17 protein-coding genes are annotated in these 20,058 nt (G+C 72.6%); 11 read left to right on the forward strand and 6 right to left on the reverse strand.

Features of this window, described 5'->3' with window-relative positions:
• The 8 genes from K8U61_RS08795 to K8U61_RS08835 form a co-directional block, all read left to right on the forward strand.
• Positions 1 to 1,100 (forward strand): formimidoylglutamate deiminase (locus K8U61_RS08795; protein WP_224122632.1); only part of this gene is annotated, 1,100 nt, incomplete at its 5' end.
• A gap of 38 nt (positions 1,101 to 1,138) precedes the next feature.
• Positions 1,139 to 2,245 carry an imidazolonepropionase gene (hutI, locus tag K8U61_RS08800; RefSeq protein ID WP_224122848.1) on the forward strand — a complete coding sequence of 369 codons (1,107 nt, stop codon included), beginning with the start codon at positions 1,139 to 1,141 and terminating at the stop codon, positions 2,243 to 2,245.
• 96 nt (positions 2,246 to 2,341) lie between these two features.
• Positions 2,342 to 2,491 (forward strand): hypothetical protein, encoded by a 150-nt coding sequence (locus K8U61_RS08805; protein ID WP_224122633.1) that lies wholly within the window; start codon positions 2,342 to 2,344, stop codon positions 2,489 to 2,491.
• An 83-nt stretch (positions 2,492 to 2,574) separates the two neighbouring features.
• On the forward strand, positions 2,575 to 5,514 hold the full coding sequence (locus K8U61_RS25250) for a helix-turn-helix transcriptional regulator (protein ID WP_308043126.1): 2,940 nt from the start codon (positions 2,575 to 2,577) through the stop codon (positions 5,512 to 5,514).
• A gap of 88 nt (positions 5,515 to 5,602) precedes the next feature.
• The gene (locus K8U61_RS08820) at positions 5,603 to 5,872 is read left to right on the forward strand and encodes a hypothetical protein (protein ID WP_224122634.1); all 270 of its coding nucleotides are present in this window, start codon (positions 5,603 to 5,605) and stop codon (positions 5,870 to 5,872) included.
• On the forward strand, positions 5,873 to 6,985 hold the full coding sequence (locus tag K8U61_RS08825) for a JmjC domain-containing protein (RefSeq protein ID WP_224122635.1): 1,113 nt from the start codon (positions 5,873 to 5,875) through the stop codon (positions 6,983 to 6,985).
• Entirely contained in the window at positions 6,982 to 7,893 is a 912-nt protein-coding gene (locus K8U61_RS08830) for a ferredoxin family protein (RefSeq protein ID WP_224122636.1), read from the forward strand. The genes K8U61_RS08825 and K8U61_RS08830 overlap by 4 nt, the downstream gene beginning before the upstream one ends.
• On the forward strand, positions 7,890 to 9,290 hold the full coding sequence (locus K8U61_RS08835) for an FAD-binding oxidoreductase (RefSeq protein ID WP_224122637.1): 1,401 nt from the start codon (positions 7,890 to 7,892) through the stop codon (positions 9,288 to 9,290). Before K8U61_RS08830 ends, K8U61_RS08835 begins: the two co-directional genes overlap by 4 nt.
• On the opposite strand, the gene K8U61_RS08840 is transcribed toward K8U61_RS08835, so the two are convergent.
• Positions 9,287 to 9,994 carry an SDR family NAD(P)-dependent oxidoreductase gene (locus K8U61_RS08840; protein ID WP_224122638.1) on the reverse strand — a complete coding sequence of 236 codons (708 nt, stop codon included), beginning with the start codon at positions 9,992 to 9,994 and terminating at the stop codon, positions 9,287 to 9,289. The two genes, K8U61_RS08835 and K8U61_RS08840, sit on opposite strands and share 4 nt — an antisense overlap.
• Before the next feature lie 91 nt (positions 9,995 to 10,085).
• On the opposite strand from K8U61_RS08840, the gene K8U61_RS08845 reads away from it, so the two are divergent.
• The 3 genes from K8U61_RS08845 to K8U61_RS08855 are packed head-to-tail and all read left to right on the forward strand — an operon-like array spanning position 10,086 to position 12,963.
• On the forward strand, positions 10,086 to 11,450 hold the full coding sequence (locus K8U61_RS08845) for a flavin-containing monooxygenase (RefSeq protein WP_224122639.1): 1,365 nt from the start codon (positions 10,086 to 10,088) through the stop codon (positions 11,448 to 11,450).
• Positions 11,447 to 12,067 carry a TetR/AcrR family transcriptional regulator gene (locus K8U61_RS08850; protein ID WP_224122640.1) on the forward strand — a complete coding sequence of 207 codons (621 nt, stop codon included), beginning with the start codon at positions 11,447 to 11,449 and terminating at the stop codon, positions 12,065 to 12,067. The genes K8U61_RS08845 and K8U61_RS08850 overlap by 4 nt, the downstream gene beginning before the upstream one ends.
• A complete protein-coding gene (locus K8U61_RS08855) occupies positions 12,064 to 12,963 on the forward strand; it encodes an alpha/beta hydrolase (protein ID WP_224122641.1) in 900 nt (299 codons plus the stop codon). The genes K8U61_RS08850 and K8U61_RS08855 overlap by 4 nt, the downstream gene beginning before the upstream one ends.
• 3 nt (positions 12,964 to 12,966) lie before the next feature.
• Here the strand turns inward: K8U61_RS08855 and K8U61_RS08860 are convergent, their stop codons facing one another.
• The 5 genes from K8U61_RS08860 to K8U61_RS08880 all read right to left on the reverse strand — a co-directional run bounded on the left by K8U61_RS08860 (position 12,967) and on the right by K8U61_RS08880 (position 19,971).
• Positions 12,967 to 13,626, reverse strand: coding sequence for a class E sortase (locus K8U61_RS08860; RefSeq protein WP_224122642.1), 660 nt, complete (start codon positions 13,624 to 13,626; stop codon positions 12,967 to 12,969).
• Positions 13,623 to 14,996 (reverse strand): hypothetical protein, encoded by a 1,374-nt coding sequence (locus tag K8U61_RS08865; protein WP_224122643.1) that lies wholly within the window; start codon positions 14,994 to 14,996, stop codon positions 13,623 to 13,625. Before K8U61_RS08865 ends, K8U61_RS08860 begins: the two co-directional genes overlap by 4 nt.
• Positions 14,997 to 15,339: 343 nt before the next feature.
• Entirely contained in the window at positions 15,340 to 16,203 is an 864-nt protein-coding gene (locus tag K8U61_RS08870; protein WP_224122644.1) for an alpha/beta fold hydrolase, read from the reverse strand.
• A gap of 75 nt (positions 16,204 to 16,278) precedes the next feature.
• Positions 16,279 to 17,112: an alpha/beta fold hydrolase gene (locus tag K8U61_RS08875; protein ID WP_224122645.1), complete on the reverse strand. Its 834-nt coding sequence runs from the start codon at positions 17,110 to 17,112 to the stop codon at positions 16,279 to 16,281.
• Between the two features lie 144 nt (positions 17,113 to 17,256).
• Positions 17,257 to 19,971, reverse strand: coding sequence for a helix-turn-helix transcriptional regulator (locus K8U61_RS08880; RefSeq protein WP_224122646.1), 2,715 nt, complete (start codon positions 19,969 to 19,971; stop codon positions 17,257 to 17,259).
• Positions 19,972 to 20,058: the final 87 nt, after the last annotated feature.

Consider the following 20,058-nt stretch of genomic DNA (forward strand, 5'->3'; position numbering starts at 1 on the left):
CCCCCCCCCGCCTCGCCGGCCTCACGATCCCCGGACTGGTCAACGACCACAGCCACGCCTTCCACCGGGCGCTGCGGGGGCGGACCCAGCGGGAGAGGGGGACGTTCTGGACGTGGCGCGAGCAGATGTACGCCGTGGCCGAGCGGCTCACGCCGGAGAGCTACGCCGACCTCGCCCGGGCGACCTTCCGCGAGATGCTGGCCGCCGGCTACACCCGCGTCACGGAGTTCCACTACCTCCATGAGCCGGAACCCGCCATGGGCGAAGCCCTGCGCGCGGCAGCGGCCGAGGCCGGCATCCGGCTCACGCTGCTCGACACCTGCTACGTCAGCAGCGGCTTCGGTGCCCCACCCCAGGGCGTCCAGCTCCGCTACAGCGACGGCACCGCCGAGCGCTGGGCCGAGCGGGTCGGCGCCGGCCCTGCCGCGATCCACTCCGTCCGCGCGGTGCCGCGGGACCAGCTCCACGTCTTCCGCGGCCGCAGCCCGCTGCACGTCCACCTCTCCGAGCAGGTCGCGGAGAACGACGCCTGTCTCGCGGCGTACGGCGTCACCCCGACCCGCCTGCTCCACGAGGAGGGGCTGCTCGGCCCCGGCACCACGGTCGTGCACGCCACGCACCTCACCGACGACGACATCGCGCTGCTGGGCGAGACCCGCACCAACGTCTGCATCACCCCGACCACCGAGCGCGACCTCGCCGACGGCATCGGTCCGGCAAGGGCGCTCGCCGACGCGGGCTGCCGGCTCACGGTCGGCAGCGACAGCCACGCGGTGGTCGACCCGTTCGAGGAGCTGCGGGGGCTGGAGATGGACGAGCGCCTCGCGACCCAGCAGCGCGGTCACTGGAGCGCCGCCGAGCTGCTCGCGATCGGCACCCGCGGTGCGCGGATCGCGGTCGGCGAGCCCGCCGACCTGGTCACCCTCGACACCGCGAGCCCCCGGACCGCGGGCACGGGGGCCGACGAGCACACCGCCGTCTACGCCGCGACCGCGGCCGACGTCACCCACGTCGTGGTCGGCGGCGAGCGGGTCTACGCGAGCGGCGACGACGAGCGGATCGGGCACGAGCTCGACGAGGCCATCGGGAGGATCCTGTGACGTCCACGCTGATCACCAACATCGGCGAGCTCGCCACGATGGACCCCGAGGGGCCGGACCTCATCGAGCAGGCCGCGCTCGTCGTCGACGGCGCGACGGTCGCCTGGGTCGGCCTCGCCGCCGACGCCCCGGCCGCCGACCAGCAGGTCGACGCCGGCGGCCGAGCGGTGATCCCCGGCTTCGTCGACTCCCACTCCCACCTGGTCTTCGCGGGCGACCGCGCGCAGGAGTTCGCGGCCCGGATGACCGGGACGCCGTACGCCGCGGGCGGCATCCGCACCACCGTCGCCGCGACCCGTGCCGCGACCGACGAGCAGCTGACCAGCCACGTCGCCCGCCTGGTCGGCGAGATGCGCCGGCAGGGCACCACGACCGTGGAGATCAAGAGCGGCTACGGGCTGACCGTCCGCGACGAGGCGCGCAGCCTCGCGGTCGCCCGGCAGTTCACCGAGGAGACGACGTACCTCGGCGCCCACGTCGTCCCCGACGGCACCACCCCCGAGGAGTACGTCGAGCTCGTCACCGGCCCGATGCTCGACGCCGCCCGGGACCACGCTCGCTGGATCGACGTCTTCTGCGAGCGCGGCGCCTTCGACGTCGACCAGGCGCGCACGATCCTGCGCGCCGGCGAGGAGCGTGGCCTGCGTGGCCGCCTGCACGCCAACCAGCTCACGTACGGCGAGGGTGTGCGGCTCGCCGCCGAGCTCGGGCTGGCCGCCGTCGACCACTGCACCTTCCTCAGCGACGCGGACGTCGACGCGCTCCGCGACAGCGGCACCATCGCCACCCTGCTCCCCGGCGTCGAGTTCTCGACCAAGCAGCCCTACCCGGACGCCCGACGCCTCCTCGACGCCGGCGTCCGGGTCGCCCTCGCCAGCGACTGCAACCCGGGCTCCTGCTTCACCAGCTCGGTCCCGCTCTGCATCGCCCTCGCCGTCCGCGAGATGGGGATGACGCCGACCGAGGCGCTCCGCGCGGCGACGTACGTCGGCGCCCGGGCCCTCGACCGCGACGACGTCGGCGCGCTGGTGCCCGGCCGGCGGGCCGACCTGGTCGTCCTCGACGCCCCCTCGCACGTGCACCTGGCCTACCGGCCCGGGGTCCCGCTGGTGACCCAGACCTGGGTCGGCGGTCACCTCACCTAAGGCACCGGGCAGCCCTACTTAGGGCACCTCCCCGATGTGCGGGCCTACCTCAGACGGCGAATCTCTTCTCACCACCGAGGAGCTGAGGAGCCCACCATGTACGAGAGCATGATCAACCGCGCAACGGTCCGGTCCGAGATGGACTACCGCCTCGACCGGATCCGCACCGACCTGCACGACCGTCGCGCCCGCCGCGCGCTGACCCGGCGCCCCGTCACGGGCGAGTCCGTCCTCGGCGACCGCTGACGCCCGCGATGGGCACGCTGGCTCCGGATCTCCTGACGGATATTGCGGAGCACCCGACAACCGAACACGCGATCATGGACCCCGTGGCAGCACACACCAACGGGACCCTGGTCGGCCGAGACGCCGAGCTGACGGAGCTGTGCTCCCTGCTCGGCGTCTCTGCGTGGCCGGACCCCGACGGGTCGGCCGATCCGCCCGGGCTGGTGCTCCTCTCCGGCGACGCGGGCGTGGGCAAGACCCGGCTCCTGGTCGAGCTCCGGGACCGGGCCGTCGTCCACGGCTGGCAGGTCTTCGCGGGCCACTGCCTCGACTTCGGTGACAGCGCGCTGCCCTACCTGCCCTTCTCCGAGGTGCTCGGGCGCCTCGCGACGGCCCTGCCCGAGGTGGTGGACCGGGTCGCCACGCAGTTCCCCGCCCTGACCCGGCTCCAGCCGGGCCGCCGGATGATGGGCGCCCGCTCCGAGGAGACCGGCGCCCTCGACCGCGCCGACCTCTTCGAGGCCGTGCACACCCTCCTCGAGGCGGCCGCCGAGTCCGCTCCGCTCCTGCTCGTCATCGAGGACACCCACTGGGCCGACCAGTCGACCCGCGACATGCTCAGCTTCCTCTTCTCCCGGCCGTTCGACGCCCCGGTGGCCGTGGTCGCGTCGTACCGCTCCGACGACCTGCACCGCCGTCACCCCCTCCGCCGCCAGGTCGCCGAGTGGTCGCGCCTGCGCGGCGTCCAGCGGCTGGCGCTCTCCCGGCTGCCCGACGAGGCGGTCCGCGCGCTCATCGCCGAGCTGGTCCCCGGCGGGCTCGCCGAGTCTGAGCTGAGCGACATCGTCGAGCGTGCCGAGGGCAACGCGTTCTTCGTCGAGGAGCTGACCAGTGCGGCCGCCGAGCCCGGCCGGTGGGTGCCGGCCGACCTCGCCGACGTGCTCCTCGTGCGGCTCGACCGGCTCGACGACGCGGCGCGGCAGGTGGTCCGCACCGCCAGCGTCTCCGGGCGCCGGGTCTCCCACGAGATGCTGGCCGCGACCTCCGGCCTCGACGGTGCCGAGCTCGACGAGGGACTGCGCAAGGCCGTCGAGATGAACGTCCTGCTCGCCCAGGAGGAGCGCTACTCCTTCCGCCACGCCCTCCTCGGTGAGGCCGTCTACGACGACCTGCTGCCCGGCGAGCGGGTCCGGCTCCACGCGCAGTACGTCGAGGCGCTCCGCAGCGGGGCCGCCCGGGGCACGGCCGCCGAGCTCGCCCGCCACGCCCGGCTCGCGACCGACCTCGACACCGCGCTGACCGCGAGCATCCAGGCCGGCCGCGAGGCGTGGGACGTCGGCGGCCCCGACGAGGCGGCCTTCCACTACCAGCAGGCGCTCGAGCTGCTCAGCGACCCGCGCCGCTGCGAGCGCTCCGAGGTCGACGTCTCCAAGCTCGCCTCGAGCGCGGCCGAGGCGCTCAGCGAGAGCGGCGACCCGCAGCGCGCGGTGGCGCTGCTGCAGGAGCAGCTCGACCGGCTGCCCGCCGACGCGCCCCCCGAGTGGCGCTCGCGGATGCTCACCGCCCGCGCCGGGATCATGATCGTCGTCGACACCGACGAGGACGTCGCCGAGCTCTCCGCCGAGGCGCTCGCGCTCGCCCCCGAGGGCGAGAACCACTGGCGCGCCCGCGCCCTCACGACCCACGCCCGGGTGCTCGTCGGGATGGGCAGGTACGACGAGGCACAGGTCGTCGGCATGGAGGCGCTGGCGCTCTCCGAGCGGCTCGACCTCCACCAGCTCGCGTCCGAGTCGATCACCACGCTCTCCTCCCTCAAGAAGGCCGGCCCCAAGGAGGGCCTGCGCGCCGCGCTCGTCGACGCGGTCGCCCGCGCCGAGCAGGCCGACGCCGTGCACGCCGAGCTGCGGGCGCGCTTCCTGCTCGGCCGCTCCTTCGAGGACTGGGCGGAGTTCGACGACTCCGAGCGGTGGTTCCGCAGCGCGATGGACCGCGCCGCGCGGACCGGCCTGACCTGGGCGCCGTACGGCCTCGAGTCGCGGGTCCAGCTCACCTGGATCCTGTGGGTGCAGGGTCGCTGGGACGAGGTCCTCGAGCTCACCGACCTCGGCTCGGAGCAGCCCCCGCCGATCCCGCGGGCGCTGCTCGACGCGCTGCGGATGAGCGTCGAGCAGGGCCGCGGCGCCGACGTCCGGATGGCCGCGCGCAAGCTGCGCCGCTTCTGGGCGCGCGAGGGCGCCGTCGCCATCCACTCGGCGGCGCTGGAGATGGTGCAGGCCGGCCGTGAGGGCGACGCCGCCGGAGCGATCGCCGTCTACGACGACGTCGTCGGCGTGCTGGGTCGCACCTGGCACGAGTGGTTCAGCGCCCGGATCCGCTTCGGCGCCGTCGCCGTCGGCGCGGTCGCCCACGCGCTCCCGACCATGTCGGCCGCCGAGCGCGCGGCGTACCTCGCCCACGTCGAGCGGATCAGCGACGACGGCAACATCGTCGTGCAGCGCTACTCCGACCCGTCCGGCCACTGGGGTCCCGAGGGCCGCGCGTGGAAGAAGCGCCTCGACGCCGAGACCCTGCGCGTGCGCTGGCTGGTCGGCGTCGACGCGCCGCCGCAGGACGTCCTGGTCGGCACCTGGGCCGAGACGGTGACCTACTTCGAGGACTTCGGCCACGTCGGCGAACTGGCCCGGGTGCGGACGACGTACGCCGGCATCCTGCGCGCGGTCGGCGACACCGCCGGCGTCCGTGAGCAGGGCGACCTCGCCCGCGCGACCGCCCACGAGCTCGGCGCGCTGCCGCTGCTCGACGAGCTCAAGGCGGTCGGGTCGACCCCGGTCCGGTCGGAGTCGGCCCCCGACTCACTCACCCCGCGCGAGACCGAGATCCTCACGCTGGTGGCCGAGGGACGGTCCAACGGCGAGATCGGCAAGCAGCTCTTCATCAGCGCCAAGACCGTGTCGGTGCACGTCTCCAACATCCTCGGCAAGCTCGACGCCGCCGGTCGCACCGAGGCCGCCGCGATCGCCCGCCGCCGGGGGCTGATCGGCTGACCCGCACTGTGTACGCCGGGGCGCCATGGGTACATGATCGGCACATCACGTACGTGACATCCCCACGCGACCTCAGGAGGACCCGATGGTGCCCGAAGAGCCCCTCAGCGACGACGACATGACCACCACCCCGACCGGGGACGCGGGCGGCCTCGGCGGCGACGCCGACGGCACCGACGGTGACGGCACGGACGGCCACGACGGCGACGCGTCGGACGGCGACGGCACCGATGGTGACGGGACCGACGGCGACTCCTCGGACGGTGACGGCACCGACGGCGACGGCACCGACGGGGACTCCTCGGACGGTGACGGCACCGACGGTGACGGCACCGACGGCGACGGCACCGACGCCTGAGTGTCTGCACTCGACCTGCTGAGCGGTGACGCCCAGACCTTCCTGACCAAGGTCTGGGCGTCACAGGTCCACCTGCACCGCACCGAGCCGGCCGACCTCGTCGACCTGCTCTCGCTCGAGGCCGCCGACGAGCTGCTGACCTCGACGGCGATCCGCACGCCCGCGATCCGGATCGCGAAGGACGGGTCGGTGCTGCCGCAGTCGGCGTACACCCGCTCCGCCACCATCGCCGGCCAGTCCCTCACCGGGCTGGTCGACGCCCGCAAGGCGCTCGATCTCTTCGCGGACGGCGCGACCATCGTCTTCCAGGGCCTGCGCCGCTACTGGGCGCCCCTCACCGAGCTCATCTCGGAGCTCGAGCTGGAGCTGGGCCACCCCTGCCAGGCCAACGCCTACCTCACGCCGCCCGGCGCGCAGGGCTTCGCGGTCCACTCCGACTCCCACGACGTCTTCGTCTTCCAGACCGCGGGCTCCAAGCTCTGGGAGGTCCACGGCGACGACGGTCCCGAGGAGGTCCTGCTCGAGCCCGGCCTGTCGATGTACCTCCCCACCGGCACTCCGCACGCCGCCCGCGCGCAGGAGACGGTGTCGCTGCACGTCACCATCGGCATCAACCAGCTCACCTGGCGCGGCCTCGTCGAGCGCACCGTCGCGCCGGCGCTCCGGGCCGTCACCGACGAGCACCTCCCGGCCGGCTACCTCGACGACCCCGCGCTGCTCGCCGACCAGCTGGCCGACCGGCTCGAGGCGCTCGCGGGCGCCGTCCGCCGCACCGACCCGACCGCCGCCGTCGAGCGGGAGGTACGCCGCTTCCTCACTTCCCGCCCGCCCCGCCTGGCCGGTGGGCTGCACGACGTCCTCGGCACGGTCGAGGCCGACACCCGGCTGCGCCGCCGCCCCGGCCACCCGTGCGTGCTGCTCGACCGCGGCGAGCAGGTCGAGGTGCTGCTCGGCGACCGCTCGATGACCGTTCCGGCGTGGACCCGCCCGGCGCTGGACGAGGTCCGGGTGCGCGCCGACCTCACCCCCGCCGACCTGCCCCTCGACCCGCAGAGCAACCTCGTGCTCTGTCGTCGTCTGGTGCGCGAAGGATTGCTGGCGATCGTCTCGTGACCCCTCCGTCGACGGCCTTCCGTTGCGCGGCCGAGAGCCTGTTGCGCGACGAGCCCGTGGTCGGCAGCGCCACCCACGTCCGTACCTGGCTGCTCCTCGAGCACACCGGACCGTGGGGGAGCACCGCCCTCCTCGACGCCCGGCTGCCCGAGGGCCTCGGCGCCGAGCTGCGCCGGCGTGCGCGCGAGCACCGCGCCAAGATCCTGCTGGTCCGACGCTTCGACGCCAAGCCCGACGGCCACGGCCTCCGCGTCTTCGCCGCCCACGCGCACCCGACCCGGCCGCGCCTCGAGTCCGGCACCGTCGCCGATGCGCGGGACGTGCTCGACCTCGACCTCGGCGCACTCCGCGCCGGGGGGAGCAGCGGGCTCGCGCCGTACGACGGCTCGCTCTTCTGCGTGTGCACCAACGGCCGCCACGATGCGTGCTGCGCCGAGCGCGGCCGGCCGGTCGCGAAGGCGCTCAGCCAGGCGCACCCCGACGAGACCTGGGAGATCTCGCACGTCGGCGGCGACCGCTTCGCGGCCAACATGGTGGTGCTGCCGCACGGCCTCTACTACGGCCGGCTCGACCCGCAGTCCGCGATCTCCGTCGCCGGCTCGCACCTCGCCGGCGAGCTCGACCTCGACCACCTGCGCGGCCGGTCCTCCCACCCGATGCCGGTGCAGGCCGCCGAGCACCACCTGCGCCGCGAGCTCGGGGTGACCCGGATGGCCGATGTCGCGTTGGTCGATCGTTCGAGCAACGGCGACACCACCACCGCCACGTTCGACGTCGCCGGCGCGACGTACGCCGTCCGGGTGCACGCCATCCACGACCCCGCCGGCCCGGCGCTGCTCACCTGCAAGGCGAGCCGGGAGAGCCCGGTTCCCCGATTCGAGCTGGTGTGGTTGCGTAGGTCCTCGTGACCACCGCCACACCCGGCGCTGCCCCGCCCGACCTCGGCGCCCTCGCGGCCGCCCTGCCCGAGGGCGCGCTGGTCGCGGACGCGGACCGGATGGACAAGTACCGCTGGGACCGCGCCCACGACCCGGCCGCCGGGATGCCGCTCGCGGTGGTGCGAGCGACCTGCACCGAGGACGTGCAGGCCGCGGTGCGCTGGGCGGCGGCGTCCGGCGTCGGGGTGATCCCGCGCGGCGCCGGCACCGGACTCTCGGGCGGCGCCACCGCGCAGGCCGGCTGCCTCGTCGTCTCCACCGAGCGGATGACCGCGATCGAGATCGACACCGCCACGCGGACCGCCACCGCCGAGCCGGGCGCCCTCAACATCGCGGTCAAGCGGGCCGCCGCCGAGCAGGGGCTCTGGTACCCGCCCGACCCCTCGTCGTACGAGATCTGCTCGATCGGCGGCAACGTCGCCACCAACGCCGGCGGCCTGTGCTGCGTCAAGTACGGCGTCACCACCGACTACGTCCTCGGTCTCACCGTCGTGCTCGCCGACGGGACGGCGGTCGAGCTCGGCGGGCCGCGTCTCAAGGACGCGGCCGGGCTGTCGCTGACCAAGCTCTTCGTCGGCAGCGAGGGGACGCTCGGCATCGTCACCCGGGTGCTGTTGCGGCTCGTGCCGGCACAGCGCGCGCCCTCGACGCTGGTCGCGACGTTCGGCTCGCTCGACGACGCCATCGACACCGTCGTCGAGGTCAGCCGGCGGCTGCGGCCCTCGATGCTCGAGCTGATGGACCGCGCCTCGATCAACGCCACGGAGGACGCCCTCCGCATGGGGCTCGACCGCGACGCCGAGGCCCTGCTGCTCATGCAGAGCGACGAGCCCGCGCCCCGCGGAGCGGCGGAGATCGCCGAGATGGCCGCGGTGTGCGAGGCCCACCGCGCCCGCGAGGTGGTGACCACCGACGACCCCGAGGAGGCGGCTGCGTTCGTCGCGGCCCGCCGCATGGTGATCACCGCGATCGAGCCGCTCGGCTCGCTGCTGCTCGAGGACGTCGGCGTCCCGCTGCCGCGCCTGGGCGAGCTGGTGCGCGGCATCGAGAAGATCGCCGCCGCCCGCGACGTGCTGATCGCCGTCGTCGCGCACGCCGGCGACGGCAACACCCACCCGCTCGTCGTCTACGACGCCGCGGACGTCGACCAGACCGCCCGCGCGAGCGCGGCGTACGCCGACATCATGGCGCTCGGAATCTCGCTCGGCGGCACCATCACCGGCGAGCACGGCGTCGGCCGGCTCAAGCGCCCGTGGCTCGGCGACCAGCTCGGCCCCGACGCGCTGGCCCTCAACCGCCGGATCAAGGACGCCCTGGACCCCCAGGGCATCCTCAACCCCGGCGCGGTCTTCGACCCCGCGGACTAGCCGAACGCCGCCATCACGTGACCCAGCAGGTCGGGGTAGCGCTTGAGGTGGGCGCCGCCGTTGATGTCGAGCACCTCGCCGGTCACCCACGCGGCGCGAGCCAGGTAGACCGCCGCCTCCGCGATCTCCTCGGGCGTGCCGGCGCGGCCGAGCGGGGTGTTCTGCAGGTAGTCGTCCTCGATGCCCGGGACGTCCATGGCCGGCGCGGTGAGCGGCGTGACGACCAGACCGGGCGCGATCGCGTTGACCCGGATCCCCTTCGGTGCGAGCTCGAGCGCCGCGACCTCGGTGAGCATCGAGAGCCCCGCCTTCGAGGAGCAGTACGGCGCGAGGCCGGGGCCGGGCTGCCGCGCGTTGAGCGAGGTCAGCGAGATGATCGTGCCGCCCGCGCCGAGCCGCCGCCCGGCGTGCTTCATCACCAGGAACGCCCCGGTCAGGCAGACGTCGACGACCCGGCGCCACTCGGCCACGTCGAGGTCGACGATGGCGCCCAGCCCCGAGACACCTGCGCTGTTGACCACGACGTCGAGCCGACCGTGCTCGGCGAGCACCCCGTCGAACATCGCCGCCACCGACGACTCGTCGGTCACGTCGGTCTCCGGCAGGTCCGCGACGACGACCTCCCACCCCTCGTCCGCGAAGCGTGCCGCGATGGCCGCGCCGATCCCCGACGCACCTCCGACGACGACCGCCACCTCAGCCATGTGCCCTCCCTCGGGTTTTGTTGACGCGTGTCAATTCAGGGCATACGGTCCGGCGTAGAACACGTTCCAGTCAAGTCCCCGGGAGGGATTCGTGGCGCGACCGACCACCGCCGTCATCGGCGCCGGCATCAGCGGCCTGACGGCCAGCAAGATGCTCGGCGACTACGGCGTCCCGTACACCACCTTCGAGACCTCCGACCGGGTCGGTGGCAACTGGGCGTTCGGCAACCCCAACGGGCACAGCAGCGCCTACCAGTCGCTGCACATCGACACCTCCAAGCACCAGCTGTCCTTCCGGGACTTCCCGATGCCGGAGGACTACCCCGACTTCCCGCACCACACGCTGATCAAGGACTACCTCGACGCCTACGCCGACACGTTCGGCGTGCGCGAGCACATCGAGTTCCAGAACGGCGTGGTGCACGCCGAGCGGCTCTCCGGCGGCGGCTGGGAGATCCTCGACCAGGCCGGTACGACGCGCCGCTTCGACCTGCTGGTCGTCGGCAACGGCCACCACTGGGACCCGCGGATGGCGGTCTTCCCCGGCGAGTTCACCGGCGAGTCGATCCACTCCCACGCCTACATCGACCCGTGGACCCCGCTGCACCTCATGGACAAGCGGATCCTGGTCGTCGGGATCGGCAACAGCGCGGCCGACATCACCGTCGAGCTCTCGCAGCGGGCGCTGCGCAACCAGGTGACGCTCTCGACCCGCAGCAGCGCCTGGATCGTCCCCAAGCTCGTGGCCGGCAAGGCCGCCGACATGAACTACCGGACCATCCCGCAGCTCCCGCTCTCCTGGCAGCGCAAGGTCGCGCAGTGGGGGCAGCGCTTCACCTACTCCGACCCGACGCTCTACGGCCTCCCGGCGCCCAACCACAAGTTCTTCGAGGCGCACCCCACGCAGTCCGGCGAGCTGCCGCTGCGGCTGAAGTCCGGCGACGTCACGCCGAAGGGCAACGTCGCGCGGCTCGACGGCGAGACCGTGCACTTCGAGGACGGCACGTCCGCCGACTTCGACGTCATCATCTACGCCACGGGCTACAACCTGACCTTCCCGTTCTTCGACCCCGACTTCCTCAGTGCCCCGGACAACCGGATCGATCTCTACAAGCGGATCCTCAAGCCCGGCCTCGACGACCTGCTCTTCGTCGGGTTCGCCCAGTCGACGCCGACGCTCTTCCCCTTCGTGGAGTGCCAGGCCCGGCTCGTGGCGGCGTACGCCGTGGGCGAGTACGCCCCTCCCTCGGAGGCCGAGATGCGCGAGGTGATCAAGGCCGACGACCAGCTCTACATGGGCCACATGCTCGACCGGCCCCGGCACACCCACCAGCTCGACTACTTCGTCTACGAGCACCAGATGCGGACCAAGGAGCTGCCCGCCGGGCGCACGCGCGCCCGCGCCGCCGGCGTGCCGCAGCTGGCGGGCCGGGCCACGGTGGAGCGGGTCGGATGACGCCCCCGGTCAGCGGGGTCAGCAGCGGCGCGACCAAGGGCGACGAGCGGCGTACGGCGCTGCTCGGCGCGCTGGAGGAGCAGCTGCGCAACGGCACCACCCTCGACGAGATCAACATCGCCGACATCTCGCGCAGCGCCGGCGTCACCCGCTCGGCCTTCTACTTCTACTTCGAGAACAAGGCGGCCGCGGTCGCCTCGCTCTACGAGGAGATGATCGCCGAGGGCTTCGGCGCGGCGGATCTCCTCGGCGGCGGTGGCTCGATGCGCGAGCGCACCACGCTGGCGGTCCGAGCGATCTTCGACGGCTGGGGGGAGCGGCGCCACCTGCTGCGGGCGGTGCTCGACGCGCGCGCGGCGAGCCCGGCGGTCCGCGACCAGTGGGACGCCTTCACCAGCTCCTCGATCGACATCACGGCCGAGATCATCGAGGCCGAGCGGGCCGCGGGACGCGCGCCCGCCGGGCCCGATGCCCACACGCTCGCGACCACGCTGCTCGACCTCAACCACCAGACGCTCGATCGGGTCGTCCGGGCCCAGCCGGAGATCGACTGGTCCCACCACTTCGACGCGGTCGTGCACGTCTGGGTGACCGCCATCTACGGGAGCGCCTCATGACGACCGCGGTGAAGTACGACGAGATCGAGTTCGTCTCGGGTGGCGCGACCTGCCACGCGTGGCACTTCACCGGTCAGGGAGCGGCGTACGACGGCGAGACCGGTCGGCCGGTCGTCGTGATGGCGCACGGCCTCGCCGGCACCAAGGACTCCGGCCTCCAACCCTTCGCCGAGGGGCTCGCGGCGGCCGGGCTCGACGTGCTGGCCTTCGACTACCGCGGCTTCGGCGCCTCCGGCGGCGAGCCGCGCCAGACCGTGTCGATGGCCGGGCAGCTCGAGGACTACCGGGCCGCGATGGCCACCGCCGCGCGGCTGCCCGGGGTCGACGCGCACCGGCTGGTGCTCTGGGGCGTCTCGCTCTCCGGCGGCCACGTGATCGCCGCCGCGGTCGGCCGCGACGACGTCGCCGCGGTCGTCTCGCTGACCCCGCTCGTCGACGGCATGGCCGCCGGGCGCCACGCGCTCGCCCACCACAAGCCGTCCTCGATGCTCCGCTCGACCGTGGTCGGCGTGCGGTCCAAGGTCGGCCGCACCCGGATGATGCCGGTCGTCGCCCGGCCCGGCGAGCTCGGCGCCCTCACCCTCGAGGGCTGCCTGGAGGACTACCTCGCCCTTGCCGGTCCCACCTGGCGCAACGAGATCGACGCGGCCGTCGGGTTGGAGCTCGGCAACCACCGCCCGGGCAGGCTTGCCGCCGACGTCGCCGCGCCGATGCTCGTGCAGATCGCCGACTTCGACCGCAGCGCCCCGCCGTACGCCGCCGCGCAGGCCGCGTTCGCCGCCCGGGCTGAGGTCCGTCACTACCCCTGCGACCACTTCGATGTCTGGCCGGGCAAGGAGTGGTTCGAACCGGCGCTCGCGCACCAGCTCACCTTCCTGCAGCACCACCTCGGCTAGGCGTCACCTCGGCGCCGTCGCGACCAGGTGGCCGAAGACCACCGTCCGCTCGTCGGTGTGGAAGAGCTCGGCGCAGGTGACGAGGGTGAGCAGGCGCGCCGCGCCGGCCGGCTGGACGCCGCCGGCGACGGGGTTGTCCGGCCGGGGGTCGACCACCCAGCCCTGGGTGTCGTCGACCTCGAGGTCGTCGGGGTCGGTGTCGACCCGGTAGGTCAGCACCGCGTGTGCGGTCTCGACGATCACCTCGTCGCCGGGCCGCAGCTCGTCGATGTCGCGCAGCGGCTCGCCCTGGGTCACCCGGTGGCCCGCCAGCGCGAAGTTCCCGGCCGCCCCCGGGGCCGCGGAGCCGTCGAAGTGGCCGAGGCCCGAGGCGAGCGCGTCCGGGTCGACGCCCTCGACCACGGGTACGGCGTAGTCCGCGCCGAAGCGGGGCACCCGGACCACCGCGATCGCGTCGCCCGGGACGGGATCGTCCGGCCCGAGGGCCTCGACCGGGGAGGTGCTCGGCCCCCACTGCTGCTCGAGCCGCTCGACGGTCCGGGCCTGCGCCCGGTCGGCCACGACCGTCGTGCCGACGTACTGCCAGGCGACGTACCCGAGCAGGGCGACGCCGGCGGCGACGAGGCCGACCCCGGACGTGATGAGGGTGCGCCGCCGGGTCATGGTCGCGAGGCTCGCCCGCTCCGCAGGCCGAGCAGCGTGAGCGCCCCGCCCGCCACGAGGAGGAGGACGCCGAGCGCCACGACGCCGGCCGGCACGGGGGACCCGACGACCGGCAGCGCTCCGGTGCCCGTGGACTGCCCGCCCTGGGAGCCGCCGCCCCCGCCGTCTCCGCCGTCCCCGCCGCCGCCGGAGTCGGGCTGGCAGTCGACCGTGACGGTCTGGTCGACGACGACCGTGGTGTTGTAGCCGGCGACGACGTGCACGGTCTGGTCCTCGTAGGCCGACAGGTCCACGACGATCGTCGTGGTGTCGCCGCCGTAGAGCGGGGCGGACCGCTGGACGGGCTTGTCGTCGACCCGGATCGTGTAGACGACCGCCGAGTCGGGGTCGCCGGTGTTGGCGAGCACCACGGTCGCCAGCGGCGGCGGGCAGACCGTGCCGGCCACCCGTGCCGACGGCTCCGGCACGGGGGCGACGCAGTCGGGCGTGACCGTGTACGACGCGACCTCCGCGCCATCGAGCTCGAGGCTCACCGTGATCGTCCGGTCCTCGACGTCGGGGAGCGTGATGCTCCGGGTCTCGGTCGCGCCCGGTGCGACGACGACGTCCTGCCCGACCTGGCTGCCGTCGACGAGCAGGGTGACGGTGACCGGAGCTGCTCCGTTGTTGGTCACCTGGAGGTCGCCGACGGCGCTCGCGCCGTCACACCCGGAGCTCGCCTCGATGTCGACGGCCGGTGGCCCGGGCTCGCAGTCGACGGTGACGACGCGCGCCGCGATGACCTCGCCGCCGGAGAGGACCTCGATGGTGGCGGTCGCGTCCTCGCCGGCAGCGGTCAGCGTCACGGAGTCGCTCTCGCCCGGGGCCAGCGGGCCGAGGGTCTGCACGTCGACCCCGTCGACCCGGATCGTGAAGGTCGCGGGCTGGGTCGCGTCGGCATCGTTGTGGACGGTCACCGTGACGGCGGGCGTCGTACCCGTGCACCCCGCGTCGCCGATCGCGGCGCTCGGCAGCGGTCCGACGTCGGGCTCGCTCTCGCAGCCGTTCGCGAGCAGGCCCTGGCCCTCGGCCGTCCAGTTCCGGCCCCGGGGGAGCCCCGGCCTGATCGGCGGGATGATGTCGCCCCAGTGGTCGACGTCGGGTCCGAAGATCGGGCCGGTGTGCGCCGAATGGCCGGCGACGGCGGCCGAGGTCGCGATCGCGATCTGGTCGTAGGGATTGGTGCGCGAGTTCGTGCGGTGGCAGATCGTCACCTTCTGGTCGCGCTGACCGCGCGCAGCGCTGGCGGGCTCGGGCAGCACCGCCAGGCTGGCGATCAGCGTGAGGAACGCGAGGAGTGCCCCGGCGATGATCCGAGAGGTCGACGCCATGACTTCGATCCGAGCACGGTCCCTCGACGGTGGCTTCCCCCGGACCGGGCGAGATTGGCTGGCAGGTCCTCACCTAGGAGCTCGTCGGATCCAGGTCTCCTCGCTTCCCTCGAGCACGAGGGTCGGCCGGGTGAGACGCGAGAAGGACGAGGGTCCTCGCGGCGGTGTTCGCCGCAGCGGTGGCTTCGACGACGGTGGGTGTTGACGTGATGCGGGTCAGTTGACGCGCGTCCTGCGGCCGCGGGTCACTGTGCGCGTCTGCTCCTGACGGTTGGGGATCGCCGGGCGCCCCGCCCCGGCGAGGGCCGGGGGCGGGGGCACGGGGTGGCGAGGTGCTGACCGGCTACGAGGTGCGGGCGGCTCTCTCGATGAGGTCCACGATCGGCTTCGGGGTCTCGAGCATCGCGAGGTGATCGGCGTCGCGCTTCACGATGACGCCGTGGGCGCGCTTCGCCATGGCGACCTGCTCGGCCGGCGGAAGGATCTTGTCCTTGGTGCCGACGAAGAAGAAGCTCTTGATGCTCGCCCATGCGGGCGCCTCAGAGCCAGCCGTGAGGGCGCTCAGGGTGACTGGTTCCTGGCTGGCACCCAGCACCTTGGCCTGCGCAGCGCTCAGCTTGGCGGCGAAGGCGCGCTTGAAGAGCGCGGGCTTGATGTAGGTGTCCACGTCGCCCTCCTCGGCACCCGGGTACTGCACGAAGTTGAAGACGGTGCTCGGGTCGGGCACGGCCAGCGCTGATCCAGGCTTCGCTCCGGTGAGCTGGACGACGCTTTCGTCCTCGTCCGGCGCGTAGGCATCGACGTAGACCAACGCCTGGACGCGCGGGATGTCGTTCGCGGCGTTGGTGATCACGCTGCCGCCGTAGGAGTGCCCGACCAGGACGACCGGACCAGTGGTGGCCTGGTTGACGAAGGCCGCGACAGAGTCGGCATCCTGGCTGAGCCCACGCAGCGGGTTCGGCGCGCTCATCACGGTGTAGCCGTCGTGCTGAAGCTGCTTGGTGACCGGGCCGAAGCTGGAGCTGTCGGCCCAGGCTCCGTGCACGAGGACCACTGTGGGCTTGGGGGAGGTCGCTCGAGTGGAGGTGGTCGAGTGGTGGTCAGCCGTTGAGGCATTCGTCGGTGCGGCGATTCCCAGGGTGGCGACGGCCGTCAGCGCGACGCCGGTGGCCAGCATCGTGCCCAGGCTCAGGGGGCGGATCGTCATGGTTGTTCTCCTTCGTGGCGCTGTCGCGCCGATGGGGTTCGGGACACGTGGTGGGACAGGTGAGAAGTCCGCTGATCAGTGGGCGAGGAAGTCGAGCAGCGCCCTGTTGAACTCGTCAGCGTGCGAGACGTTGATGCCGTGGGGGCCGCCCTCGATGAGGACGAGCCGGCTATCGGCGATGGCCGCGACGGAGCGTCGGCCGCTGACCTGGAAGGGGACCACGGCGTCGGAGTCCCCATGGATGACCAGCGTCGGAACGTCGAACCGTGCGAGGTCGTCGCGGAAGTCGGTGCGGCCGAACTGCGAGGGCCCCACCAGAGTCGCGCGGAGTGAGGCCAGGTTGGCGAGATCTCGACCGTGGAGGCGCTGCGGCTCGCTGACGCTGGGCTGTCCACCGGCGGAATAGAGCAGCGTCAGGAAGTGGTCCACAAAGGCGGCGCGGTCGGCACGAATGCCTGCCTCGAAGTGCGCGATCGTGCCGTCGTCAAGGCCGCCTTCCGGGTTGCCATCAGTGACGTGGAGGAATGGCGTCACCGCACTGGCCAGCACCGCTCGGGCCACGCGAGTGCTCCCGTAGGTCCCGATGTAGCGGGCAACGGCCCCGCCGCCCGCCGAGAAGCCGACCAGGGTCAGCTCGGTCAGGTCCAGCAGAGTGATGAGGGCGTCCAGGTCTGAGGCGATGGTGTCGTAGTCGTGGCCGTCCCACGCAGGCGTGGAGGCACCGAAGCCGCGCCGGTCGTAGGTGATGGCCTGGTAGCCGGCCCCGACGAGGACCTCGACCTGCTTCTCCCAGGACCGACCGCTCAGCGGCCATCCGTGAATCAGGACGACAGGCGCTCCAGCGCCCTGGACGTCGTAGTGGAGCTCGACCGGTGAGCCGTTCTCGCTGGCCACGGTGATCTTCGGCATCGTGCGTCTCGAATCCGTCCCTCATGACGATGGGTGGCTGTGCGAGGGACGTCGGCACGGCCACGGCTGGCCACCAACGATGGCGGTCGCTGACCGCTCTGCCGTCCGTCACATGACGTCACGGTCGACGTACGTGTCGACGACTCAGGAGGGCCGCGGTCCGCCGGTGACTTCACGGGCAAGGGCATCGCGCAACGAGGCACGAGAGGTGACGCCGAGCTTCGGGAAGATCCGATAGAGGTGCGTGCTCACGGTGCGCGGGGAGAGGTAGAGCTGGGCGCCGATCTGCTTGTTGGTCAGTCCTGAGGCGGCGAGCTCGGCAATGTGCAACTCCTGCTGCGTGAGGAGGGCACGACGGTCAGCGGTCTCGTCGCCGGATGCTCCCGTCAGTGAGAGCTCGCGCGACGCCCGCTCCGCCCACGGCGCGCTGCCGAGCCCCTCGAAGGCCTCCACGGCAGGGGACAGGACCACGCGGGCGCGCCGAAGGTCGCCCTGGCGTCGCAGCCACCTGCCGTGCGCCAGGCGGATGCGGGCCAGGTCGAACGGGAAGGACGGCGCGGCCCGGTGACCTGTGGCGACCGTGAACAGTCGATCAGCATCAGCAGTGAGGTCGGTCATCGCCAGTGCGGCGGTGCACAGGAGCTCCATCCGCGGTGACACCGCCGGCAGTCCGTGGTCGAGCGCCCCCTGGGCGTGGCGACGCGCCTCGTCGACGTGACCGGTCGCCAACGCGGCTTCGACGACGTCGACGACGCATCGGTACGACTCGTGGGCATAGCGACCGAACGAGCCGGGTGAGATGACGCCAAGAGCATGGGTCCAGGCATCGTCGTAGGCGCCGATCGCGAGCGCGCCGGCTAGTGCGGCGCATTCCACGTGGTGGAGCAGCACACCGACCCCGCGCGGTCGCGCCCACAGGTCGACCGCCGCTCCCAGCCTGCTGGCACCCGCGACGTCACCGCGTTGGGCGAGCACACGTGCGTAGAAGGCGCGGAAGAGATTCGTGTCCAGCTCCCGTCCGAGACCGGTGTTGAGGTCCATGCCCCGCGCGAACGTGTGCGCGGCCTCGTCCCACCGGCCCCGGACGGTGTCGTCGAGGAGTGTCAGCTGCAGCAGCGTCATCACGTCGGTCCTGGACCCGGCCTCGACCTCCCGCTCGATCATTCGCTCCACGAACGACCGATGCTCTCCGAGCGAGTCGACGAAGTAGGCACACAACGCCAACAGCGTCACGTCCATGGGGGAGTGTTCAGGCCAGGTGAAGGCCTCGGCGACGCGGTCGCGGGCGTCCTCGGCGTGTCGCAGCAGGTCTCCACCGACGTCACGCACCAGGAGAGTGAGGGGTCGAAGTCGGTCGACCTGCTCGTCCAGTGCCTCTTCGGTCTGCTCCCAGAGCAGCGGGTCGGCTGAGTACATGCTGACCGCCAGGAGCAGATCGGCGAGTCGGGACAGGGTCTCGTCGTCGATGTCTCGACCGTGGCGTCGGATCGCACCGAGCACGGAGCGATGCGTCGGTACGACGGCGCCGTCGCGGATCAGTTGAAGGTAGCCGTCGGCGATCACCGTCGGCGGCGATCCGAGGTCGCCGGTCAGCCGGTCGAGCCGGCCAAGCAACGTGTCGGCCTCGTCAAGCAGGCCGGCGAAGGTGGCGAGGTAGGCGGCCTCAGCGAGGCGACGCTCGCGATTGTCAGGGTCTTCGCTCAGTGCTGCGGCGCGGGTGAGGAGCCGCACCGCGACGGCGGCTCCGCCGCGACGGATCGCGTGCTCGGCGCCCTTCTGGATGTCGCCGGCGGCGGCCTCGTCGGGTGATGTCGTTGCGGACGCGAGATGGTGAGCCCGCCGGAGCGGGTCGCCTGTGCGTACGTCGGCCAGTCGCAGATGTGCGGCCCGTCGCTGCTCCGCGGGCGCGGAGCTGACGACAGCGGACCTGACCAGCGGGTGCCGGAACGCCGCTCGACCGACGGCTCCGACGTCGACCAGCCCCGCGACTCGGGCACCATCCAGCCGGTGGACCAGGTCGAACTCGATCTCGTCCGATGCCACGCCGTCGAGGGCGAGGAGGAGCAGCGCGAATCTCTCGTCCTCGGACAGCGTCGCGAGTCGCTGGACGTAGACCTGTTCGAGTCGTCGCGGGAGAGGCAGCTCTCCTCGAGAAGCGGCGCCCGGGCTGGAGGCGAAGGACGCAGGAAGCTCGGTGAGGGCCAGCGGGTTGCCGACGGCCCACCGCAGCACTTCCGCTCTGAGCTCCCTGGCGAGGTCGGGGTGCCGGAAGTCGAGGAGCTCGGCGGAGCTGGCCGGGTCCAGTGCCGGCAGCTCGAGGTGCTCGACGCCACCGAAGTCGAGGTCAGTCGTCTCGCCGGATCGCACACCCTGGAGGAGCGCCACCGGGGCGTCACTGAGCCGTCGGGCGACGAACATCAACACCTCGCCGCTGGCCGAGTCCATCCACTGAGCATCGTCGACCACGACCATGCGCGGCATCTCAGCGCTGGCCTGTACGAGGACGTTGAGGGTCGCGGTGCCGAGTGCGATGACGGAGGGGGCGTCACCGATCCTGTGGCCGAGAATGATCTCGACGGCGTCGCGCTGGTGAGAGGGGAGTCCGTGGGCGTGCACGCCGAGCGGCCGCAGGATGCGCTCGAGGACGGCGTGGGGGAAATCCTGCTCGGCTTCTGCGCACTGGTAGCGGACGACCGACCACCCGTCGGATCGGGCGCGTCGACTGATGTCGTCGAGGAGCGCGGTCTTGCCGACGCCCGCATCACCTTCAACCACCAAGGCCCGTACGTCGCCCCGCAAGACACCCATGAGCTGGTCCAGCTCTGCTGAACGGCCGATCAGACGGCTGGCGGGGCCCACAGCACGAGCATAGGCACCGTCCGGCTGACCGACCGGTGCCGGGCATCTGCCAGACGACTCTTTATTGACGGATTTTCAATAGCGGGC

It is taken from the genome of Nocardioides mangrovi (assembly GCF_020073815.1).
Lineage (GTDB): Bacteria > Actinomycetota > Actinomycetes > Propionibacteriales > Nocardioidaceae > Nocardioides > Nocardioides mangrovi.